This window comes from Pseudomonas germanica (assembly GCF_019614655.1).
GTDB lineage: Bacteria > Pseudomonadota > Gammaproteobacteria > Pseudomonadales > Pseudomonadaceae > Aquipseudomonas > Aquipseudomonas neuropathica.
The window spans coordinates 817,058-836,982 of record NZ_CP071586.1 but is presented as its reverse complement, the minus strand read 5'-3'; the positions used below and the strand labels follow the sequence as shown (position 1 = coordinate 836,982).

Below are 19,925 nucleotides of genomic sequence, written 5' to 3'. Positions count from 1 at the left end.
ACTTAGCGACCGCGAACCGCTTGTTCCAGCTCGGCGAAGCTTGGACGGTGCGCCGGATACAAAACCTTGCGACCGAACTCGACCGCCAGCGAAGGCGGCATGCCGGAAGCCGAAGCCACCAGCGAGGCCTTGATGGCTTCGTAGACGTTCAGCTCTTCCTTGGCATCGTGGGCCAGGGAATGCGCCAATGGGCCGAAGAAACCGTACGCCGCGAGAATACCGAAGAAGGTACCGACCAGTGCCGCACCGACGTGCAGGCCGATGGACTTCTGATCGCCTTCACCCAGCGAGGCCATGGTCACCACGATACCGAGTACCGCCGCGACGATACCGAAACCGGGCATGGCATCGGCGATGCCGTTCACCGCATGAGATGGATGCTCGAGGTCTTCTTTCAGGCTGTACAGCTCCATGTCGAACAAGCCTTCCAGCTCGTGCGGCGCCATGTTGCCGGACGACATGATGCGCAGGTAATCGCAGATGAACGCGGTCATGCGTTCGTCTTTGAGCACTGCCGGGTACTTGGCGAAGATCGGGCTCGCAGCGGCATCTTCGATGTCGCCTTCGATGGCCATCATGCCTTCGCGGCGGCTCTTGTTGAGGATCTCGTAGATCAGCCCGAGCACTTCCAGATAGAACGTGTGGCTGAAGCGCGAACTGAACATGCTCAGGGATTTCTTGAGCACGTGCATCGTCATGTAGCCGGGGTTGGCCTGCAGGAATGCACCGAGTGCCGCACCACCGATGATCAACACCTCGAAGGGCTGGATCAGGGCGGCAATCTTGCCGTGGGAAAGCACGTATCCGCCGAGCACGCTCGCGAATACGACGATGATGCCGATAATTTTAGCCATAGGTAGAAAGTACTTATTTAAGTCGGGTTCAAGGTCATATTCGGAAGTTAAAAAATCTCTTCTTCTACTTATCGGCAAAACTGCGCCAGACTATAGCCAGTTCAGGCGAAAAGCCAATTTAGCCCATGCCGGGCGCGTCTACAGTCAGTGAAGATCCCGTCCAGACATGGCTAATGAAACGAACGTCCCACACGCAAAACCGACCACACTCGACGGCTGGGTCAAGCTGCTCGACAGCGTCCGGCTGCCCGTGCCGCAAGAGGCTCACGACAAAGTCTGTCGGGCGATCCGCGACAACCGCAGCTCGTTGCGCGACATCGCCGACCTGATGCAGGACAGCCCGGCACTGGCCTTGAGCATCATCCGTGAGGCGAATCGTCACACCCATGGCACCATGGCCACGCCAGCGGAAAACCTTGAGGTGGCGATCAATCGTCTGGGCCTGGCGCGGACCGAAGAATTGCTCGCGCGCCTGCCCGCCGAACCGCAGATGCAGATTCCCAAAGCCCTGCGCCAGTTACAGATGATCAGCCAGCACGCGACGCAACAGGCCAACGGTTTTTTCGCCAGTCGCCTGGCGCGACTGTGGCAGGACATTCATTGGGGCAGCCTGTTGTTTTTGTCGCCGCTGTGGCCATTGGCGCTGACTTATCCGCAATTGCTCGAAGAATGGGAACTGCGGGTTATCCACAAGGGCGAATCGGCGCGCGTGGTCGAAAAGCAATTGTTCGGCGCACGCCTGCTGAAAATCGCCGAGGCGCTGGTGCAAGTCTGGCACCTGCCGATCTGGGTGCAGCAGGGTTATAAGCTGCTGCTGAGTGAACAGCGCGAACTGGTCAAAGTGCTGCGCATCGCCCGCGACAGCGAACATCCGTTGCGCCAGCAAAACCGGCTTGATGACGACCCGACCCTGCGCCGCTGGCTCAATCAGCCGGCCAATACAGTGCTGCTGGCCAACGGCCTGGCACTGTCGGCGCAACAGGCGTGGGACAGTCCGCACAGTGAGCGCTGGCAGTACCTGACCAGCCTTTATCTGCAGATTTCCATGGATGAAGTGCAACAACAGTTGCACCAGCAAGCCGCCAACAGCGCGCGCCATCATGCGATGCCCGACCTGTGGCATCCGGCGGTTTCGTTGCTGTGGCCGTGGGGCACCCATCGTTTGCCAGCCGGCATGCTGCCCGCCGCTGCGCCAACCTCGGAAGATCTGACGCAATGGCGCCAGCAATGCGCCGAGCTATTGGCCGAGCCAAGCCGCTTCACCAATGCCATGAGCCTGACCGTCGCCGCTCGCGATGCGCTGGTCGCCAGCGGCATGCGCCGGGTGATGATCCTGATGGCCGATCGCACACAGTCCAATCTGCGCGTGAATCAAACCGCCGGGCTGCCGAAAGAAGCGGCGGCGCTGAATTTCGTCGTCAGCCAGAGCAAGGTCTTGCAACGGCTGCTCGCGCAACAGGCGCAGGTGCGGATCAATCCCGAGAACAACGCTCAGTTCTCCGCTCTGCTGCCAGCGAGCCTGCGCACCCTGTTTCGTGGCGAGCATCTGTTCCTGCGTTCCCTGGTCAATAACGGCCGGGTGATCATGATTGTTGTCGCCGATCAGGGCGGCGGGCCGTTCGCCGATATCACCGTGCAAGCCTTTGGCAAAACCGCACAGTGCATCGAAAAAGCCCTGCACAGCTTTAGCAGCCGCGGCCGATGAGGCTGCGCTACAATCCTCCCCTTTGTGCTCTGGAGACCTCACATGTCTGACTTCTCTGGCTTGCCGCTCGTCATCGAGGCGAGCGACCTGCTCCCGCGTCTCGATTCCCCTGAACTGATTCTGGTGGACCTGACCAGCCCTGCCCGTTATGCCGAAGGTCACTTTCCCGGCGCACGCTTTGTCGACCCGAAACGCACCCAGCTCGGCCAGCCGCCGGCGCCGGGACTGCTGCCGGCGAAAGCCGATCTCGAAGCGTTATTCGGTGAGCTGGGCCATCGCAAAGATGCGGTCTACGTGGTCTATGACGACGAAGGCGGCGGTTGGGCCGGGCGTTTCATCTGGCTGCTCGACGTGATCGGTCACGACAAATATCACTACGTCGACGGCGGTCTGCCGGCGTGGCTGGCGGCCGGCATGCCGATGTCGATCCAGGTTCCGCCTGTAGTGGGCGGCCCTGTGCCATTGACCCTGCATGAAGAACCGACCGCGACCCGTGAATACCTGCAAAGCCGCCTCGGTGCTGCCGATCTGGCGATCTGGGATGCGCGCGGGCCGCTGGAGTATTCCGGTGAGAAAGTGCTGGCCGCCAAGGCTGGGCACATCCCCGGCGCGGTCAATTTCGAATGGACTGCCGGCATGGACAAGGCCCGTCAGTTGCGCATTCGCACAGACATGCCGCAGATCCTCGAAGACCTCGGGATCACCAAGGACAAAGAAATCATTACCCACTGCCAGACCCATCACCGGTCGGGCTTCACTTATCTGGTGGCCAAATCCCTCGGTTATCCGCGGGTCAAGGGCTACGCCGGTTCCTGGGGCGAATGGGGCAACCACCCTGACACGCCAGTCGAGATTTAAGGTTTTTAAGGACAACTAATGAAAGAACGTCTGTTTATCCTCAGCCAGTACCTGCTGCCTCATCACCTGCTATCGCGTCTGGCCGGCTGCATTGCCGAATGCCGCGTGCGCTGGTTCAAGAATGCCTTCACCCAATGGTTCGCCAAGCGCTACCAGGTGGACATGTCGCAAGCGCTCGTCGAAGACCTCACTGCCTACGAGCACTTCAACGCCTTCTTCACCCGCGCTCTGAAAGACGGCGCGCGTCCGCTGGACGAAACCCCGGGCGCGATCCTCAGCCCGGCCGACGGTGCGGTCAGCCAGCTCGGCCCGATCGAGCACGGTCGCGTGTTCCAGGCCAAGGGCCACAGCTTCAGCGTGCTGGAACTGCTCGGCGGTGATGCGGCCAACGCAGCGCCGTTCATGGGCGGCGACTTCGCCACCATTTACCTGTCGCCTAAGGACTACCACCGCGTGCACATGCCGCTGGCCGGCACCCTGCGCGAAATGGTCTACATCCCAGGCCGGATCTTCTCGGTCAACCAGACCACCGCAGAAAACGTTCCGGAACTGTTCGCCCGCAACGAACGCGTGGCGTGCATTTTCGACACCGAGCGTGGGCCGATGGCCGTGGTGCTGGTGGGTGCGATGATCGTCGCTTCGATCGAAACCGTGTGGGCCGGCCTGGTCACCCCACCGAAGCGCGAGCTGAAAACCTTCCGCTACGACGAAGCCGCCCGTGCGCCGATCCATCTGGAAAAAGGTGCTGAACTTGGGCGCTTCAAGCTGGGTTCGACCGCAATCGTGCTGTTCGGGCCGGATCAGGTGACATGGGCGCAAGAGCTGGCGGCGGGTTCGCCAGTGCAGATGGGTCAAGGCCTGGCGCTGCCAAAAGCCTGAACATGATGTGAGCCACTGATCCGCCTTTTCACACGTCTGCGAAAAGGCGGATACGACTCAGTGGTGCCGTTACTCTATTTGCCCACGAAAGCCGATCGGGCCTTCGTTGGCATAGGTATTGGTGCCATTGAGGTTTTTCCCTCCGTCACTGGACGTGACGCTCAACGCGATAACGTTCTGATTGTCCCGGCCGCCAATCTCCCACTTGCCGCCCGGATGCCATGGGGCATCATTGCCACCCCACTGATTCTCGACGTTGTACTGGTTCTGACCGGTGCGTTGCGCTTTGAAGCCAATGGGACCTTCCCCGGCATAGGTCATGGTGCCGGTGAACGTTTTACCGTCATCGCGCGACTTGATCTCGATAGCGACGACATTCTGGTTGTCCCGCCCGCCGAGTAACCAGGTTCCACCCGGATGCCACGGCGCCGAACTGCCACCCCATTGATTTGCCACTGCATATTTAGACATGAACCTCATCTCCTTGAAGTTTCGGGAGACCTGCCCGAGGTTGACGGCAGGCCGTGCAACCGTGCGTTTCCGATCGCACGCCTGAGAGACTAGTAGGGCTTGGGAAATGGCATCCGGCCAGCAGACCAGCGGTCAAAAAGTCTGACGCTACCCAGCGAAACAGACCACAGCTGCTAGAGTTTTGGGCATTGCCCCTTCCGCCGCCGGAGCCCGTCAAGGCATGAGTGAGTCTCGTCCCCACCCCTCCCTGAGCGCCCCGACCCCGACGCAAACGCGTCTGTCGTTTTGCGAAGCAACGCCACGCGACCTCAAGCGCTGGATCGCCGACCTGCCCAAGGCTAACATCGGTGAAACCGCCCGCCTGCTGTATCAAGGCCTGGGCGAACTCAATCAATTGCTCACCCCCAGTGACAATCGCCTCAACCTGCTGGAGCTGCTGCGCCCCGAGGTGTATTTCGTCTGCCAGCATCTGGAGCGGCACTTCCTGCATCAGGCGATCATGCTCGACGAGCGTTCACGCAAGATCAGCAATTTGTGCCAGGCGCTGCAAAGCCATCTGGCCGTCGGCTACAAACAGATCGTGTTGCGGATTGCGCCGAAGTACAGCAAGGATCGCGCGATATCGGTCAGCACGGCCCTGCAACGGGCGACCCATACACTCAAGGGTCAACTGCTGCGTGCGACGCAACTGTACAGCGCGGCACCGGAGCAGGTGTGGTTCGAACTGCATCAGCTGTATCGCATCGCCTGCGAACTGCAACTGCAAGAGCGCCGGGTCCACGACGATCTTGCCAGCCTCACCACCGAACTCACGCTTGAACAGACTTACATCGCCGCCCTGCTCATGGGCAGTGCCCGCTGCAATCAATTGCGGCAGAACCAGATCGCCCGATTGGCTGAAGTACTCGAACCGTGGAGCGCCCTGCTAAAATTACATCCCGGTCGTTCAAGCGAAGGCCTGTTTGCGATCAGCCCGGCGATCGATGCCGGCCCGCGCTACCGCAACATGTTTCGCAGCGAAGAACAGGCCGGATTGCTCGGCTTCGATCCGCAGCCGCTGGTGAACGCCATCGAAGCGCATTTGCAGCATCAGCCCGCATCGACGCCGCTGCCCGTTCCGCCCGGGCTCAGCTTCGACACCCTGCAACACCTCCATGCCACCTGGGGACAAGCCGCCGAGCGCAGCTTTCAGCGCACCGTCGGCCAAGGCCATCTGACCGTGTGCGTGGGCATGAGCGCCCTGCACTTTTATCTGGGTGGCGAGCGCAGTTTCAGCGAGCTGCTCAAACACCCCGGAACGCGCTCGGCGAATTTCAGCAGTGCCGTCGCCAAAGGTGAAAAGGACAGTTGGAGCCAGGCTTTCGACGCCGCACCGCAAAGCAAAACTGATGAGTTTTTGCCTTACGAGGAAATCCAGTACGACCATTTGCGCGAGGATGAAAGCGGCACGGACAGTACGCCCCATTACCCGACCCATGCCCTGCCGGTGATCAATCACAGCCCCGGTGGATATTGCCTGGCGTGGCCAAATGAAGTGCCCGCCGAGCTGCAGGCCGGGGAAATGCTCGGCATTCAGGACAGTGTCAGTCTGGGCTGGAGCATTGCGGTCATTCGCTGGATCCGCCAGGTGCGCGGCGGCGGCACGCAAATGGGCATTGAGCTGGTGGCGCCACATGCCCAGCCTTGCGGCCTGCAACTGGTGCGCTCACGGGACGATCACAGTCAGTATCTGCGCGGACTATTGTTACCGGAGATCAGTGCGATAGATTTGCCGGCAACCTTGCTGGCACCGCGCTTGCCGTTTCAGGAAGGCAGTAAAGTGCTGATCAACACCCAAGGCGAAGAACACCGCGCCGGGCTGGATCGACGGGTGGCGAGTACGCACAGTTTCAATCAGTTCGCCTATCGTTCGCTGGAGGCCGCGCGCAATGGCGGGAGCGAGGAGGATTTTGATTCGTTGTGGAAATCGCTTTAAAGCAAAAGATCGCAGCCTTCGGCAGCTCCTACAGGAAAATGCATATTCCTCTGTAGGAGCTGCCGAAGGCTGCGATCTTTTGATCTTTAATTACAACTGCCCGTCGCGATCACGGAAACCCAGCAGGTACAGCACGCCATCCAGCCCCAACGTCGAAATCGCCTGCTTCGCCGACTGTTTCACCAACGGCTTGGCACGGAACGCTACGCCCAAACCGGCAATCGCCAGCATCGGCAGGTCATTCGCACCATCGCCGACCGCGATGGTCTGCTCCAGACGCAAACCTTCCTTGTGTGCCAGCTCTTTGAGCAAATCAGCCTTGCGCTGGGCATCGACGATCGGCTCGATCGCCACGCCAGTACACTTGCCATCGACCACTTCCAGTTCGTTGGCAAACACATAGTCGATGCCGAGTTTGGCCTGCAATTGCTTGGCGAAATAAGTGAAGCCACCGGACAGGATCGCGGTCTTGTAGCCCAGTCGCTTGAGTTCAGCGAACAGCGTTTCGGCGCCTTCGGTCAGACGCAGCGAAGCGCCGATCGAGTCCAGCACGCTGACATCCAGACCTTTGAGCAAGGCCAGACGTTCTTTGAAACTGGCGCGGAAATCCAGCTCGCCGGCCATTGCCCGCTCTGTGATTTCGGACACCTGCTCGCCCACGCCGGCAGCCTTGGCCAGCTCGTCAATGACCTCGGCCTCGATCAGCGTCGAGTCCATGTCGAACACCGCCAGACGACGGTTGCGCCGGAACAGCGAATCTTCCTGGAAGGCGATGTCGACGTTCAGCGCTTGGGCAACGCTGAGGAATTCGGCACGCAGCGCCTGTGGATCGGCGGCTTCGCCACGCACGGAGAACTCGATGCAGCCCTTGCCCTTGTCCGCTGGCGTGTCCAGTGGCATGCGACCCGACAGACGGTCGATGTGATCGATATTCAGGCCATATTTGGCGGTGATCGAGCTGACAGCCTGCAATTGGCCAGCGGTTACTTTGCGGGTCAGCAGGGTGACGATGTGGCGCTTCTTGCCCTGATTACCCACCCATTGCTGGTAATCCTCTTCGGACACCGGCGTGAAGCGTACCTGCTGATCGAGCTCGTAGCCCTTGAACAGAATGTCCTTGAGCACGGACTTGCCTTGCTCGGAATCGGGGATTTCAACCAGGATGCCGAACGACAGGGTGTCGTGGATCACCGCCTGACCGATGTCGAGAATGTTCACACCACCTTGTGCCAGAACGCCGGTAATGGCCGCAGTCAGACCCGGACGGTCGACTCCCGTGATGTTAATCAGGACGATTTCGCGCAACGCGCACCCCCGCAACTGGAAAAAAACCGCATTCTACCCACTTTCAGTGACCATCGGGCACCGCGAGCGCTTTGCCGGTCTAGGGCCTGTCGCTATACTGCGCGTCAACTTCACGGACAAAAGAGCCGAGCTCAGTGAACCGGCCCACGCCAGTTAAAACCGATAACTTCTTCCTGCTGATCTTCCGTGCACTGCGTCACCGCCGTGTACCGATTGCATTGCGCATTGCCAGCCATAACGTGATCCTGGTCGCTCTGGCCCTGGTGATCTATGCCGGCGTGATGGGTTTGCAATTCAAGCAGGCCATGCACCAGCAGGCCGATGCGCTGGGCGAAAGCCTGACCACGCAAACCGCGACCTCGGCCACGGAGCTGTTGGTGTCCAACGACATCCTCAGCCTCAACGTGCTGCTCAACAACCTGACCAAGAACAAACTGGTGGCCCACGCAGCGATCTACAGCGTGGATAACCGCATCCTCGCCGAGTCCGGTCAGCGGCCCAAGCACAGCCTGCTGGGCGAAGCCGAGGGCATGTACGAGAGCAAGATCACGTTCCAGGACGTGACTGCCGGGCAACTGCGCATCAGCCTGGACATGGATCAGTTCCAGCAGCCGATGACCATCAGCCTGCAAAGCATGGGCATTCTCAGCGGGATCCTGCTGGCGCTGTCGCTGGCCCTGAGCCTGCGCATGGGCCGCTATCTGTCGACGCCGTTGCTGCAATTGCGTGTCTGGTTGCGACGCATCGACGAACACACGCCGGGCATTGATCGTCAGGATGAAATCGGCGATCTGGCGCGTCAGCTGCACGCCAACTACGCGCCAGAGCCTGCACCGGAACCGGAGCCTGAGTTCGAGGACGAAGAGGACGAGCCGGAATTCGAGGTGCGCAACTTGCGTGATCCGAGTTTCGACGAAACCCGTCCGATGGCCGCGCAGAAGCCTGCACCGCGACATCTGGTCAGCACCGTCGAAGACGATGATGACGATGACGCGTTCGCTGATCTGCGCGATGAATCGCTGGACGTTGCCCCACAACCGGTCGCCCGCAAGGCGACTCCGAGCGTGCCACAACACAGCGCCGTGCTAGCGGTACAACTGGGCTCACAGGAACAACTGCGCCGCTTGCCGCGGGCACGTCTGGAAGAATTGCAGGAGCGTTATCGTGACTGCCTCGATCAGGCTGCTTCGCTGTATCAGGGTGAAATCGAAACCCTGAACGACGGCAGCACGCTGATGCTCTTCCACACCGAAGACAGCGGTGACGATTACCTGACCAACGCAATCTGCTGCGGCGAGTTGCTGCGGGCCTTGGGTCATCAGTTGCAGATTGAAGTCGCGGACAGCGGCATCACCCTGCAACTGCAGCTGGGCCTGACCCTGGGCGATGAGTTGTTCGGCTTGAGTCAGATTGATCTGCTGCTGACCGATTCGGCGCAGGATGCATTGGCTCTGTCCCAACACAGCCGCAATCTGCTGCTGGTTGAACGCAAGATCGGCGACGATGCGCTGATCCGCCAGCGTGCACGGATCCGCCCGATCGCCAGCCCTGAGGGTGCTTGCTGCGTGGAGCGGTTGATGGAGCCTTATCCGTCGATGCTCGAACGGCAACTGGCGCGGATGCATGAGCGCCGGGCTTAAGCCTTAGGCCTGATGTGAAGAAGCCCGCAGACAAGCGATTGTCTGCGGGCTTTTTTGTGGGTGACTGAAGAGCCCCTCACCCTAGCCCTCTCCCCAAGGGAGAGGGGACTGATTGGGGGATATTGGAGAGCTACACCGACTTGAACGCCCTGCTGTGAATCCAAAATCGCCAAGCTCTTTCAGGTCGACGCATGACGCAGACACCTCGGTCGCCCCTGCTCAACCGAATCCATAATCGCCAGGATCTTTCAGGTCGATGTATAGCGCCAGCCCCCTCGGTCGGCCCCTGCTCTACCGATCCAGAATCGCCAAGCTCTTTCAGGTCGACACATGACGCAGACACCTCGGTCGCTCCTGCTCTACCGAATCCATAATCGCCAGGATCTTTCAGGTCGATGTATAGCGCCAGACCCCTCGGTTACTCCCCTCTCCCTCCGGGAGAGGGTTAGGGTGAGGGGCTTTTGATCTTCTAGCCCCCAGACACAACAAAGCCCGCACAAGGCGGGCTCTGCTCTGACTCGATCCAGCTTAGAAGCGGAACACTTCCATATCTGTCCGAATCGGCGATGCCATCGGAATCTTCGGTTGTTTCTCTGATTCCGCCGCCGGCGCTGCCGGTTTTGGTGCCGCTTTACGCGGTGCCTCGGCGACCGGTGGCTGATTGGCCAACGGCTTGAGCGCTACCGACAATTGCTCGGCCAGACGCTGCAGCAAAATGCCCTGGGCCTGAACCTGCGAAGCGGTACTGCCGGCATGCAGCTCTTGCAGATGAACGATGCGGTTATCGCGCACCTGACCACGACGGTCGATCAGACGCCATTGAGCATCGAGAATCGCCGGTTGTTTCTGGCCAGAGTCCAGACGCGTGATGGTCAGCAACACCTGCACATCCGGAGTGAACCCCGTAGTGGCCGGTGCCAGCACTACACGCTGGCTGTCCAGATGGCCAGCAACCTGACGCATCAGCAACTGATCGATATCCGACGAAAGGCTGCCAGCCCAACGACCGTCTGTCGCTGCCTGCAGGCTGCCATCGGGTTGACGTTGCAGCAATGTCTCACGTTGCAGGTAATCGGCTACGACTACCGGACCCAACAAAACCGCCATGCCCGCGCTTTGCGCAGGCTGAACCGGACTTCCGCTGTCCAGTTGATACAGCGACACCGGCTGGTGAACGCTGCAACCCGCCAGGCCCAAAACGCCGGCGAGCAGGAAAATAAGGGGGCGCAGAGCAGTCATCATCCCGTCCAGGTGGCCGCCACAAGGCTGACCACAGTGAAAATACTCAATAAATATGAAGAACGCTCAGCCACGCCGGCGCTTGGAAAGGCCATATCATCCGTGAATATGCGTTCCGACTCCAGCGCCAAAGCGTCGATCTACGCGTTAAATCGTGGATCGAGCTCTCTAGGACGCCTAATTGAGGTTTTCGACGAGCAGCGCATCGACCCGCTGGAAGCCCCTGGGAAGCTTGTTGCCACGACGTCCACGCTCACCTTTGTAGTGTTCGAGGTCATCGGCCTTCAGCGACAGGGTCCGTTTTCCGGCCTGCAGCACCAAGGTGGCGCCTTCCGGAAGTACGGCGATGTCCGTGACATATTCTTCGCGACTGGCCACACGCTCACCGGAAATACCGATGATCTTGTTACCTTTGCCCTTACCTAATTGTGGCAGATCGCTGATTTTGAAGATCAGCAGGCGACCTTCGGTCGTGACCGACGCCAGCCAGTTCTGCTCACGATCGGCCACCGGACGCGGCGCGATGACTTTGGCGTTGTTCGGCAGGCTCAACAGGGCTTTACCGGCCTTGTTCTTGGCTTGCAGGTCTTCGCCCTTGACCACGAAACCGTAACCAGCGTCGGAAGCGATGACGTACAACGCGTCGTCTTCCGGCATCAGCACGCATTCGAAGCTCGCACCGGGCGGTGGTGTCAGACGACCGGTCAACGGCTCGCCCTGGCCCCGAGCCGATGGCAGGGTGTGCGCGGCCACCGAGTAGCTGCGGCCGGTCGAGTCGATAAACACCGCAAACTGGTTGGAGCGCCCCGCTGCCGAGGTCTTGAAGCCGTCGCCAGCCTTGTACGACAGGCCGGTGGCGTCGATGTCATGACCTTTGGCCGAACGGATCCAGCCTTTTTCCGACAGCACCACGGTGACTTTTTCGTTCGGCAGCAGATCGTGTTCGGTCAGCGCCTTGGCTTCAGCGCGCTCGACGATTGGCGACCGACGGTCATCGCCGTAGGTTTCGGCGTCTTTCAACAGCTCGGTGCGCACCAGCTTCTTCAGCTTGGCTTCACTGCCCAGCAGGGCTTGCAGCTTGGCTTGCTCCTTGAGCAGTTCGTCCTGCTCGTCGCGCAGCTTCATCTCTTCCAGTCGCGCCAACTGACGCAGACGGGTGTCGAGGATGTAGTCGGCCTGAATCTCACTGAGGGCGAAACGTTCGATCAGCTTGGCCTTCGGATGCTCCTCGGTACGGATAATGTGGATCACTTCATCCAGGTTGAGGTAGGCGATCAGCAAACCGTCCAACAGGTGCAGACGACGCTCGACCTTGTCGAGACGAAATTGCAGGCGGCGACGTACGGTCAGCACGCGGAATTCCAGCCACTCGACCAGCAGCGCTCGCAGGTTTTTCAGCTGCGGCTTGCCGTCCAGACCGATGATGTTGACGTTGACCCGGTAGGTCGACTCCAGCTCGGTGCTGGCGAACAAGTGCTGCATCAGCGCTTCATGATCGACGCGGCTGTTGACCGGGATGATCACGATGCGGCACGGGTTTTCGTGGTCAGATTCGTCGCGCAGGTCAGCGATCTGCGGGGCTTTCGACGGCTTGGCCTGCATCAGCGCGGCGATCTGCTCCAGCACTTTGGCCCCGGACACCTGGTGCGGCAGCGCGGTGACGATGATGTCGCCGTCCTCGACGTGGTACACGGCGCGCATGCGCACCGAGCCCTTGCCGGTTTCGTACATCTTCAGCAGGTCGGCGCGCGGCGTGATGATTTCCGCTTCGGTCGGATAGTCCGGGCCCTGAATGTGTTCGCAGAGCTGTTCGACCGTGGCTTTCGGCTCATCGAGCAAGCGCACGCAAGCGGTGGCGACTTCACGCAGGTTATGCGGCGGCACGTCGGTGGCCATGCCCACGGCGATGCCGGTGGTGCCGTTGAGCAGGATGTTCGGCAGGCGTGCCGGCAGCACCAGCGGCTCTTGTAAGGTGCCGTCGAAGTTCGGGCCCCAGTCGGCAGTGCCCTGGCCCAGTTCGCTGAGCAGCACTTCGGAATAACGCGACAGGCGTGCTTCGGTGTAACGCATGGCGGCGAAGGATTTCGGATCGTCCGGCGCACCCCAGTTACCCTGACCGTCGACCAGCGTGTAGCGATAGCTGAACGGCTGGGCCATCAGCACCATCGCTTCGTAGCACGCCGAGTCACCGTGCGGGTGGAATTTACCGAGCACGTCACCGACGGTACGCGCCGATTTCTTGTGCTTGGAGTCGGCGTCCAGCCCCAGCTCGCTCATGGCGTAGACGATACGCCGCTGTACCGGTTTCAGGCCGTCGCCGATATGCGGCAGAGCACGGTCCATGATCACGTACATGGAGTAGTTGAGGTAGGCACTTTCGGTGAAGTCGGCCAGCGAGCGGCGTTCTACACCGTCCAGGCTGAGATCAAGGGGGTTGCTCATGCAGGCCTCATCGGTTCGTTGTCTGGCGCAGCAGCATGGTGCCACCGCGCTGAGTAAATTCAAGTTTGTTCAGGGCGCTCATTCCAAGCAGCACCTGATCGCCATGCAGCCCCGGCGCCACCAGTGCGCGGACGTCGCGCAGCACGATGTCACCCAGTTGCAGGCGGTCGATTTTGGTTCGATAGCCCTGGCTCAGGCCATTGGCCGTGCTCAGGGTCACACCGAAACCTTCTTCCAGCTTCAAACGCTTGGCCAGATCCGCCGGGATCGCCACATCGGTTGCGCCGGTGTCGAGCATGAACTCGACCGGTTCGCCGTTGATCTGACCGCTGGCGACAAAATGCCCTTGGGCATTGCCGGCCAGCTTCACCTCGATAAACCCTTCGCCCTGCTCCGAACTGACCACGACATTCGGATTCTGCTGGCGTTGCTCCCACTGGCCAAAAAACCGCGTCGCCAGAAACAGCGCCGCGCACCATGCCAGAATCATCAGCACCCGACCGGCACGTTTGCCCGGAGGTTGCTGGCTCAAGGCTTGGCGCTCCAGCCACCGTCAGGCGCGGCGAAGCGCCAGACGATCGGCCGAACCTCACCGTCGGCCCGCGGGCCGAAATTATTGTCGACGCCGACCCACGCACCATCAGCGTCAACGATCAGCGCCTCTTCCAGACCGAAGTTCTGCGAATAACGGCGGTTGGCCTGCAACAATTCAGCGGCGTACGACCAGCACCGCTCGACCTTGGCGGTCTGCGCATCGCGCCGACAAATCTGAAAGGCGTTGCGGTCAAGGGTAAACAATTTGCCGTTAAACAATGAAAGGTCGGAAAAGTCCCGGTCGACCGCTCTGGCCTTCGGGAACTGCGGCGGTTGCATTTCCTTGCCGCCCTCGCTGAGCAGCACGCAACGACCGTCGCAATCCCACACCGTTTGTTGGCGCTTGATCAGCAGCAAGCCACGGCTTTGCCGTTCGGCAGCCAGCCACATCTGATCACCCGCCGGATTGATCGCCAAGCCCTCGAAGATCGCATTGAAATGCAGGAGCATGCCGCTGGCCCGCGCTTCGCGAACCATCATCGGCGAGATCTTCAGCCAACTGACCGGGCCGCTGACGGGCACCTGCAAGACTGCCGCATGCCCCTCGCTGACAATGTAGCGATTGCCGGCACTGTCGCAGCTGATGCCTTCGAAATCCAGGTCGCCCCCGCGCACGAACGATGCGGCCCAATTGCGCGAGCGCAGCCCCCAAGGCAGGCCGGTCTCCGGCACCAGGGGCACTTCGATGTGCAAGGCTTCGGCCTGCCAGACCTGATCGGCGGTATTGAGCCGGTAAATCTGATCGTCATCGCGGTCCGACACCGTCCACAACTCGCTGCCACACATGGCCAGCCCCGACAGGTTACCGCCGCGCATGCCGTCGACCGGGTGTTCGGAGAGCACGCGCAACTCCTGCACCGGCTCGGCCGACACGCCCATCGCACTCAGCAGCAACGCACCCGCCAAGGCCCAGCCAAACCGCATCAGGCCAGCACCTCGGCGAGGTTGCCTTTGGATTCGAGCCAGGTCTTGCGGTCACCGGCGCGTTTCTTCGCCAGCAGCATGTCCATCATTTCCGAGGTTTCAGCGAAGTCTTCGCCCAGTGTCAGTTGCACCAGGCGCCGAGTGTTCGGGTCCATGGTGGTCTCACGCAACTGCGGCGGGTTCATTTCACCCAGACCTTTGAATCGGGTGACCTGGGGTTTGCCGCGTTTCTTCTCGGCGACCAGACGGTCGAGAATGCCGTCGCGCTCAGCTTCGTCGAGGGCGTAGTAGATTTCTTTGCCCAGGTCGATGCGGTACAGCGGCGGCATCGCCACGTAGACGTGACCGGCATCCACCAGCGGGCGGAAATGCTGGACGAACAAGGCGCAGAGCAGCGTTGCGATGTGCAGACCGTCGGAGTCGGCGTCGGCGAGGATGCAGATCTTGCCGTAGCGCAGCTGGCTCATGTCCGCCGCGCCCGGATCGACACCGATGGCCACGGCGATGTTGTGCACTTCCTGGCTGGCGAGTACTTCGCTGCCGTCGACTTCCCAGGTGTTGAGGATCTTGCCGCGCAACGGCAGGATCGCCTGGAACTCCTTGTCCCGCGCTTGCTTGGCGGAACCACCAGCGGAATCACCTTCGACCAGGAACAGCTCGGAACGCATCGGGTCCTGCCCGGCGCAGTCAGCCAGTTTGCCCGGCAACGCTGGCCCCTGAGTGACGCGTTTACGCTCGACTTTCTTGCTTGCCTTAAGACGACGACCGGCGTTGTTGATCGCCAGTTCAGCCAGGGCCAGACCGGTTTCCGGGTTGGCGTTGAGCCACAGGCTGAACGCATCCTTGACCACACCAGAGACAAACGCCGCCGCTTCACGCGATGACAGACGCTCTTTGGTCTGGCCGGAGAATTGCGGTTCCTGCATTTTCATCGACAGGACGAACGCGATGCGCTCCCAGACGTCTTCCGGCGCCAGCTTGACGCCGCGCGGCAGCAGGCTGCGGAATTCGCAGAACTCGCGCATCGCATCGAGCAGGCCCTGACGCAGACCGTTGACGTGAGTACCGCCCTGCGCCGTCGGGATCAGGTTGACGTAGCTTTCCTGCACCGCGTCGCCACCTTCCGGCAGCCACAGCAGGGCCCAGTCGACGGCTTCTTTATTACCGGCGAAAGCGCCGCAGAACGGCTCGTCCGGCAGGCGTTCGAATTCGCTGACCGCGTCGACCAGATAGGAACGCAGACCGTCTTCGTAATGCCACTCGACTTTCTCGCCGGTGCCTTTGTCTTCAAAGCTGACCAGCAGCCCCGGGCACAGCACAGCCTTGGCCTTGAGCACGTGCTTGAGGCGGCTGATGGAGAATTTCGGTGAATCGAAATACTTCGGATCCGGCGCGAAGTACACGCTGGTGCCGGTGTTGCGCTTGCCGACGGTGCCGACGATTTCCAGTTCCGAGGCTTTGAAGCCGTCGTTGAAGGTCATCTGGTATTCGTTGCCGTCACGTTTTACGCGCACACGGACTTCGGTCGACAAGGCGTTGACCACGGAAATACCCACGCCGTGCAGACCGCCGGAGAACTGGTAGTTCTTGTTGGAAAACTTGCCGCCCGCGTGGAGCTTGGTGAGGATCAGCTCAACGCCCGACACACCTTCTTCAGGGTGGATGTCGACCGGCATGCCGCGGCCATCGTCGCTGACTTCCAGCGAATGGTCGGCGTGCAGGATGACCTGCACCGATTTGGCATGACCCGCCAGAGCTTCGTCGACACTGTTGTCGATCACTTCCTGGGCAAGGTGGTTCGGCCGACTGGTGTCGGTGTACATGCCGGGGCGTTTGCGCACCGGGTCGAGGCCCGAGAGGACTTCGATGGCGTCGGCGTTATAAGAGCTAGCGCTGGGAGTGGCCATAGGGTCTCGTCGTCAATGTTCGGTGAAAAAAGAATTCATGGGGCCACAGCTCACAATGCGGAGAAATCGATGGCCTGATACAAATCGGCGCCAATGCCGGCAAAACTCAGCAACGCCGGTAATTGCCCGGCGAAACCCTGAAAACTGTGGTCGCCGCCGGCCTGAATACGCAAGGCGCAGGCGCGGTAATACTGCTGGGCGAGGCGATAATCCAGTGTTTCATCGCCGGTCTGCAACCACACCTGATAACGCTGCGCATCCTGCGGCGCCGGCACTTCCAGTTCGGCCAGGGCTGTGACGTGGTCGTGGGTCAATTCCCAGGTTTCATCGGTATACAGGTTTTTCTGCGGGCCCAGATAGCCGTCGAACATCCGGTGCGGGCTGACCGCAGGGTTGACCAGCAGGGCTTTCAGGCCATGGCGCTCGGCCAAGTGAGTCGCATAGTAGCCGCCGAGTGAGCTTCCCACCAGCAGCGGGCTGCCCAGTTCGGCAATCGCTTGTTCCAACTGACCGATGGCTTCACGCGGGTGGTGATGCAGGGCCGGGACACGCAGTTTGTCGCTCAAACCCAGTTGCTCCATCACCGTTACCAGCTGACAGGCCTTTTTCGAGGCTGGGGCGCTGTTGAAACCGTGGATATAGAGGATCGAACCGGACATTTGAGCTCCCTGGGTGTCGGTTTGGGTTTGCGGAGTTTACAGGGAGAGAAGAGCGGATTGGGGGTGGTTTCGAGAAATTGGTCATTCAGCAGGAGCTGCCCTCACCCTAGCCCTCTCCCAAAGGGAGAGGGGACTGATTGGGGGATATTCAAGTGCTACACCGACTTGAGCGAGCTCCAGCGAATCCATAATCGACACATTCTTTCAGGTCGATGGATGACGCCAGACACCTCGGTCGGCTCCCTCTCCCTCCGGGAGAGGGCTGGGGTGAGGGTTTTGATTTGTCGCTCAATAGCCGTTGGAGCCGTAATCGACAGTGAAGGCGAAACCGGTGACACGTTCAACCCCGGTTTCCAACCGCCCATCCGGCAACAACCGCAACCAGCGATACCCCGGCGCCTGCTCACCCACCTTAAAGTCCACACTCCCCGGCTCAAACTGAATGCACGTCGAAGGCGAAGCCATCAACCGCACGCCATTGCGCTCACGGTCAATCTCCTGATGCACATGCCCCCACAGCACCGCACGAACCTGCGGAAAACGATCCAGCACTTCGAAAAATGTCTCGGGATTGCGCAAACCGATCGGCTCCATCCACGCACAACCAATCGACACCGGATGATGGTGGAAGCACACCAGATGATGGCGCTCCGGCGCTTCGCTCAGCGAGCGGACCAGCAGTTGCAATTGATCGTCCTGCAGAAACCCCGGCACCGAACCCGGCACCGCCGAATCCAGCAAAGTCACCCGCCAGTTACCGATATCGACCACCGATTCCAGCAAGGCACTCTGCACTGCGGCCTGGGCCATGATCATCGGTTCGTCGTGGTTGCCGGGAATCCAGCGCGCCGGGGCAGCGATCTGCGCGCTCATCTGGCGAAACTGCTGATACGACTCCAGCGTGCCGTCCTGCGAAATATCGCCAGTGGCCAGAATCAGATCGATCTGCGGCTGCTGCCCCAGCACCAATTCAATGACCTTTTGCAGGCTCTCGCGAGTGTTCATGCCCAGCAGCTTGCCGTCCGCTTCAGCGAACAAGTGGCTGTCGGACAACTGCACCAGCAGCGCCGTATCGGCGGAGGTCAACGTGGATACGCTCGGCAAGGCGCTCTCCCAAGGCAAAAGCACGGAATCGATCAAGTGCCGCAATTATGCTGGGGGATCAGTGAAAGAGGAAACCGCCGAACCGGACGCAGTTCACAACTAGCGTACGACTTCGTACTCATGCCCCAACGCCAGACAGTGACTCAGCCATTCCCCCAGGAACAGATTGAGCTGAGCCTTTTCATCCGGCTGATGCATCGCCGCGTTCGGGTAAGGATAGATGCCGCGAAAGCGTCGTGCATGTTCGGCGCTGACCACTTCGGCCATGCGTGCGTCGTGATAGACCTGCACTTCGAGCTGCGGCACCGGCAGCCATGGCAGGCTGTGTTCCTGACGCACCTGCAAAGTGGTGGTGTACGGGCAGGTTTGTAGCACTTCGAGGGCCAATACGCCGAGCATCTGCTCGCCCTGAGTGACGGCGATGCGCCGCGCCTCGGGTTCGTTGCGCATGTCCGGGACCAGTCGCATCAGGCGCGCGTAGTTGGCCTCGCAGGCGGCTTGCAGCCCCACGAGGTCGACTCGATAACGATCGCGCAGCTTGTTTACGACCATAACCCCCTCACTTCGGCGCGGTTCAGCGCCAGCCATTGCAAGGCGATGATGCTCGCCGCGTTGGCAATGCGACCGTCACGGACGGCCTGCAAGGCATCTTCGAAAGCCCAGACCGTGACGCGGATATCTTCTGCCTCTTCTTCCAGGCCATGCAGGCCGCCAACGCCTTCGGTGCTGCAACGCCCCAGATACAAATGCACAAACTCGTTACTGCCGCCCGGCGACGGGAAATACTTGGTCATCGGCCACAGGGCCTTGATGTCCAGCCCAGCTTCCTCCTGCGCCTCGCGGTGAGCAACTTCTTCCGGTTGTTCATCCTTGTCGATCAGACCAGCGACCAGTTCGACCAGCCACGGATTGTCGGTCTTGCCCATGGCGCCGACGCGGAACTGCTCGATCAACACTACTTCGTCGCGCTGTGGATCGTAGGGCAACATGCACACCGCATCGTGACGCACAAACACTTCACGGTTGATCTCGCGGCTCATGCCACCGGCGAACAATTCATGGCGCAGGTGCAAACGATCGAGTTTGTAAAAACCCTCGTAGCAGCGCTCGCGTCGCACGACGTCGACGGTGGTCGGAATGGCGTTGGCAAAATCAGTCATGAGCATCCTCTTTACTGCAGATCCATTACGAGGTTGCAGTTGGTGACTGGCAACCTCGACTTCGCGCCATCCTAACGCGCCCGAACGGTTTGATGCAGCCCCTTTACCGTCAGCGGGATGGACGGTGGAGGCGAAACCCACTCTAATTAGCTTAGTGGCGAACTGACTGCTTCTGCGAGAGTCGAAGCGGATATCTTTTTGCCTTCCCC

17 protein-coding genes are annotated in these 19,925 nt (G+C 60.5%); 5 read left to right on the top strand and 12 right to left on the bottom strand.

Annotation, left to right across the window (positions count from 1 at the left end; translation table 11 throughout):
- Positions 1 to 2: 2 nt before the first annotated feature.
- Positions 3 to 854, bottom strand: a complete 852-nt coding sequence (gene motA, locus J0G10_RS03630) for a flagellar motor stator protein MotA (RefSeq protein WP_007915795.1) — start codon at positions 852 to 854, stop codon at positions 3 to 5.
- 166 nt (positions 855 to 1,020) lie between these two features.
- On the opposite strand from motA, the gene J0G10_RS03625 reads away from it, so the two are divergent.
- Genes J0G10_RS03625 through asd form a run of 3 tightly spaced genes read left to right on the top strand, consistent with a single transcriptional unit; the run spans position 1,021 to position 4,296 of the window.
- Entirely contained in the window at positions 1,021 to 2,559 is a 1,539-nt protein-coding gene (locus tag J0G10_RS03625) for an HDOD domain-containing protein (protein WP_220557463.1), read from the top strand.
- Between the two features lie 42 nt (positions 2,560 to 2,601).
- Positions 2,602 to 3,417, top strand: coding sequence for a thiosulfate sulfurtransferase (rhdA, locus tag J0G10_RS03620; protein WP_095047285.1), 816 nt, complete (start codon positions 2,602 to 2,604; stop codon positions 3,415 to 3,417).
- Between the two features lie 18 nt (positions 3,418 to 3,435).
- The gene (gene asd / locus J0G10_RS03615; RefSeq protein ID WP_095047284.1) at positions 3,436 to 4,296 is read left to right on the top strand and encodes an archaetidylserine decarboxylase; all 861 of its coding nucleotides are present in this window, start codon (positions 3,436 to 3,438) and stop codon (positions 4,294 to 4,296) included.
- A 69-nt stretch (positions 4,297 to 4,365) separates the two neighbouring features.
- Here asd and J0G10_RS03610 read toward each other — a convergent pair whose 3' ends face one another.
- A complete protein-coding gene (locus tag J0G10_RS03610; protein ID WP_095126144.1) occupies positions 4,366 to 4,767 on the bottom strand; it encodes a lectin OAA family protein in 402 nt (133 codons plus the stop codon).
- 220 nt (positions 4,768 to 4,987) lie between these two features.
- Here J0G10_RS03610 and J0G10_RS03605 point away from each other — a divergent pair, with 220 nt between their 5' ends.
- Entirely contained in the window at positions 4,988 to 6,742 is a 1,755-nt protein-coding gene (locus J0G10_RS03605) for a molecular chaperone (protein ID WP_220557461.1), read from the top strand.
- 90 nt (positions 6,743 to 6,832) lie between these two features.
- On the opposite strand, the gene serB is transcribed toward J0G10_RS03605, so the two are convergent.
- Positions 6,833 to 8,047 (bottom strand): phosphoserine phosphatase SerB, encoded by a 1,215-nt coding sequence (gene serB, locus J0G10_RS03600; protein ID WP_093430160.1) that lies wholly within the window; start codon positions 8,045 to 8,047, stop codon positions 6,833 to 6,835.
- A 134-nt stretch (positions 8,048 to 8,181) separates the two neighbouring features.
- On the opposite strand from serB, the gene J0G10_RS03595 reads away from it, so the two are divergent.
- Positions 8,182 to 9,687 (top strand): AhpA/YtjB family protein, encoded by a 1,506-nt coding sequence (locus J0G10_RS03595; RefSeq protein WP_093430159.1) that lies wholly within the window; start codon positions 8,182 to 8,184, stop codon positions 9,685 to 9,687.
- Positions 9,688 to 10,215: 528 nt separating this feature from the next.
- On the opposite strand, the gene J0G10_RS03590 is transcribed toward J0G10_RS03595, so the two are convergent.
- The 9 genes from J0G10_RS03590 to J0G10_RS03550 form a co-directional block, all read right to left on the bottom strand.
- Complete coding sequence (locus J0G10_RS03590; RefSeq protein WP_093430158.1) at positions 10,216 to 10,926, bottom strand: PqiC family protein; 711 nt, start codon at positions 10,924 to 10,926, stop codon at positions 10,216 to 10,218.
- A gap of 177 nt (positions 10,927 to 11,103) precedes the next feature.
- Entirely contained in the window at positions 11,104 to 13,368 is a 2,265-nt protein-coding gene (gene parC / locus J0G10_RS03585; protein WP_095047280.1) for a DNA topoisomerase IV subunit A, read from the bottom strand.
- 7 nt (positions 13,369 to 13,375) lie between these two features.
- Complete coding sequence (locus J0G10_RS03580) at positions 13,376 to 13,900, bottom strand: retropepsin-like aspartic protease family protein (protein ID WP_007915776.1); 525 nt, start codon at positions 13,898 to 13,900, stop codon at positions 13,376 to 13,378.
- The gene (locus J0G10_RS03575; protein ID WP_095047279.1) at positions 13,897 to 14,886 is read right to left on the bottom strand and encodes an esterase-like activity of phytase family protein; all 990 of its coding nucleotides are present in this window, start codon (positions 14,884 to 14,886) and stop codon (positions 13,897 to 13,899) included. The genes J0G10_RS03580 and J0G10_RS03575 overlap by 4 nt, the downstream gene beginning before the upstream one ends.
- The gene (gene parE / locus J0G10_RS03570) at positions 14,886 to 16,793 is read right to left on the bottom strand and encodes a DNA topoisomerase IV subunit B (protein WP_095047278.1); all 1,908 of its coding nucleotides are present in this window, start codon (positions 16,791 to 16,793) and stop codon (positions 14,886 to 14,888) included. The genes J0G10_RS03575 and parE overlap by 1 nt, the downstream gene beginning before the upstream one ends.
- A gap of 50 nt (positions 16,794 to 16,843) precedes the next feature.
- Positions 16,844 to 17,452, bottom strand: a complete 609-nt coding sequence (locus tag J0G10_RS03565) for a YqiA/YcfP family alpha/beta fold hydrolase (RefSeq protein ID WP_095047277.1) — start codon at positions 17,450 to 17,452, stop codon at positions 16,844 to 16,846.
- Positions 17,453 to 17,740: 288 nt separating this feature from the next.
- Positions 17,741 to 18,556: a 3',5'-cyclic-AMP phosphodiesterase gene (gene cpdA, locus J0G10_RS03560; RefSeq protein WP_220557460.1), complete on the bottom strand. Its 816-nt coding sequence runs from the start codon at positions 18,554 to 18,556 to the stop codon at positions 17,741 to 17,743.
- 99 nt (positions 18,557 to 18,655) lie between these two features.
- Positions 18,656 to 19,108: a DUF1249 domain-containing protein gene (locus J0G10_RS03555; protein WP_034151669.1), complete on the bottom strand. Its 453-nt coding sequence runs from the start codon at positions 19,106 to 19,108 to the stop codon at positions 18,656 to 18,658.
- Positions 19,099 to 19,716, bottom strand: a complete 618-nt coding sequence (locus J0G10_RS03550; RefSeq protein ID WP_093430152.1) for an NUDIX domain-containing protein — start codon at positions 19,714 to 19,716, stop codon at positions 19,099 to 19,101. Before J0G10_RS03550 ends, J0G10_RS03555 begins: the two co-directional genes overlap by 10 nt.
- Positions 19,717 to 19,925 lie beyond the last annotated feature (209 nt).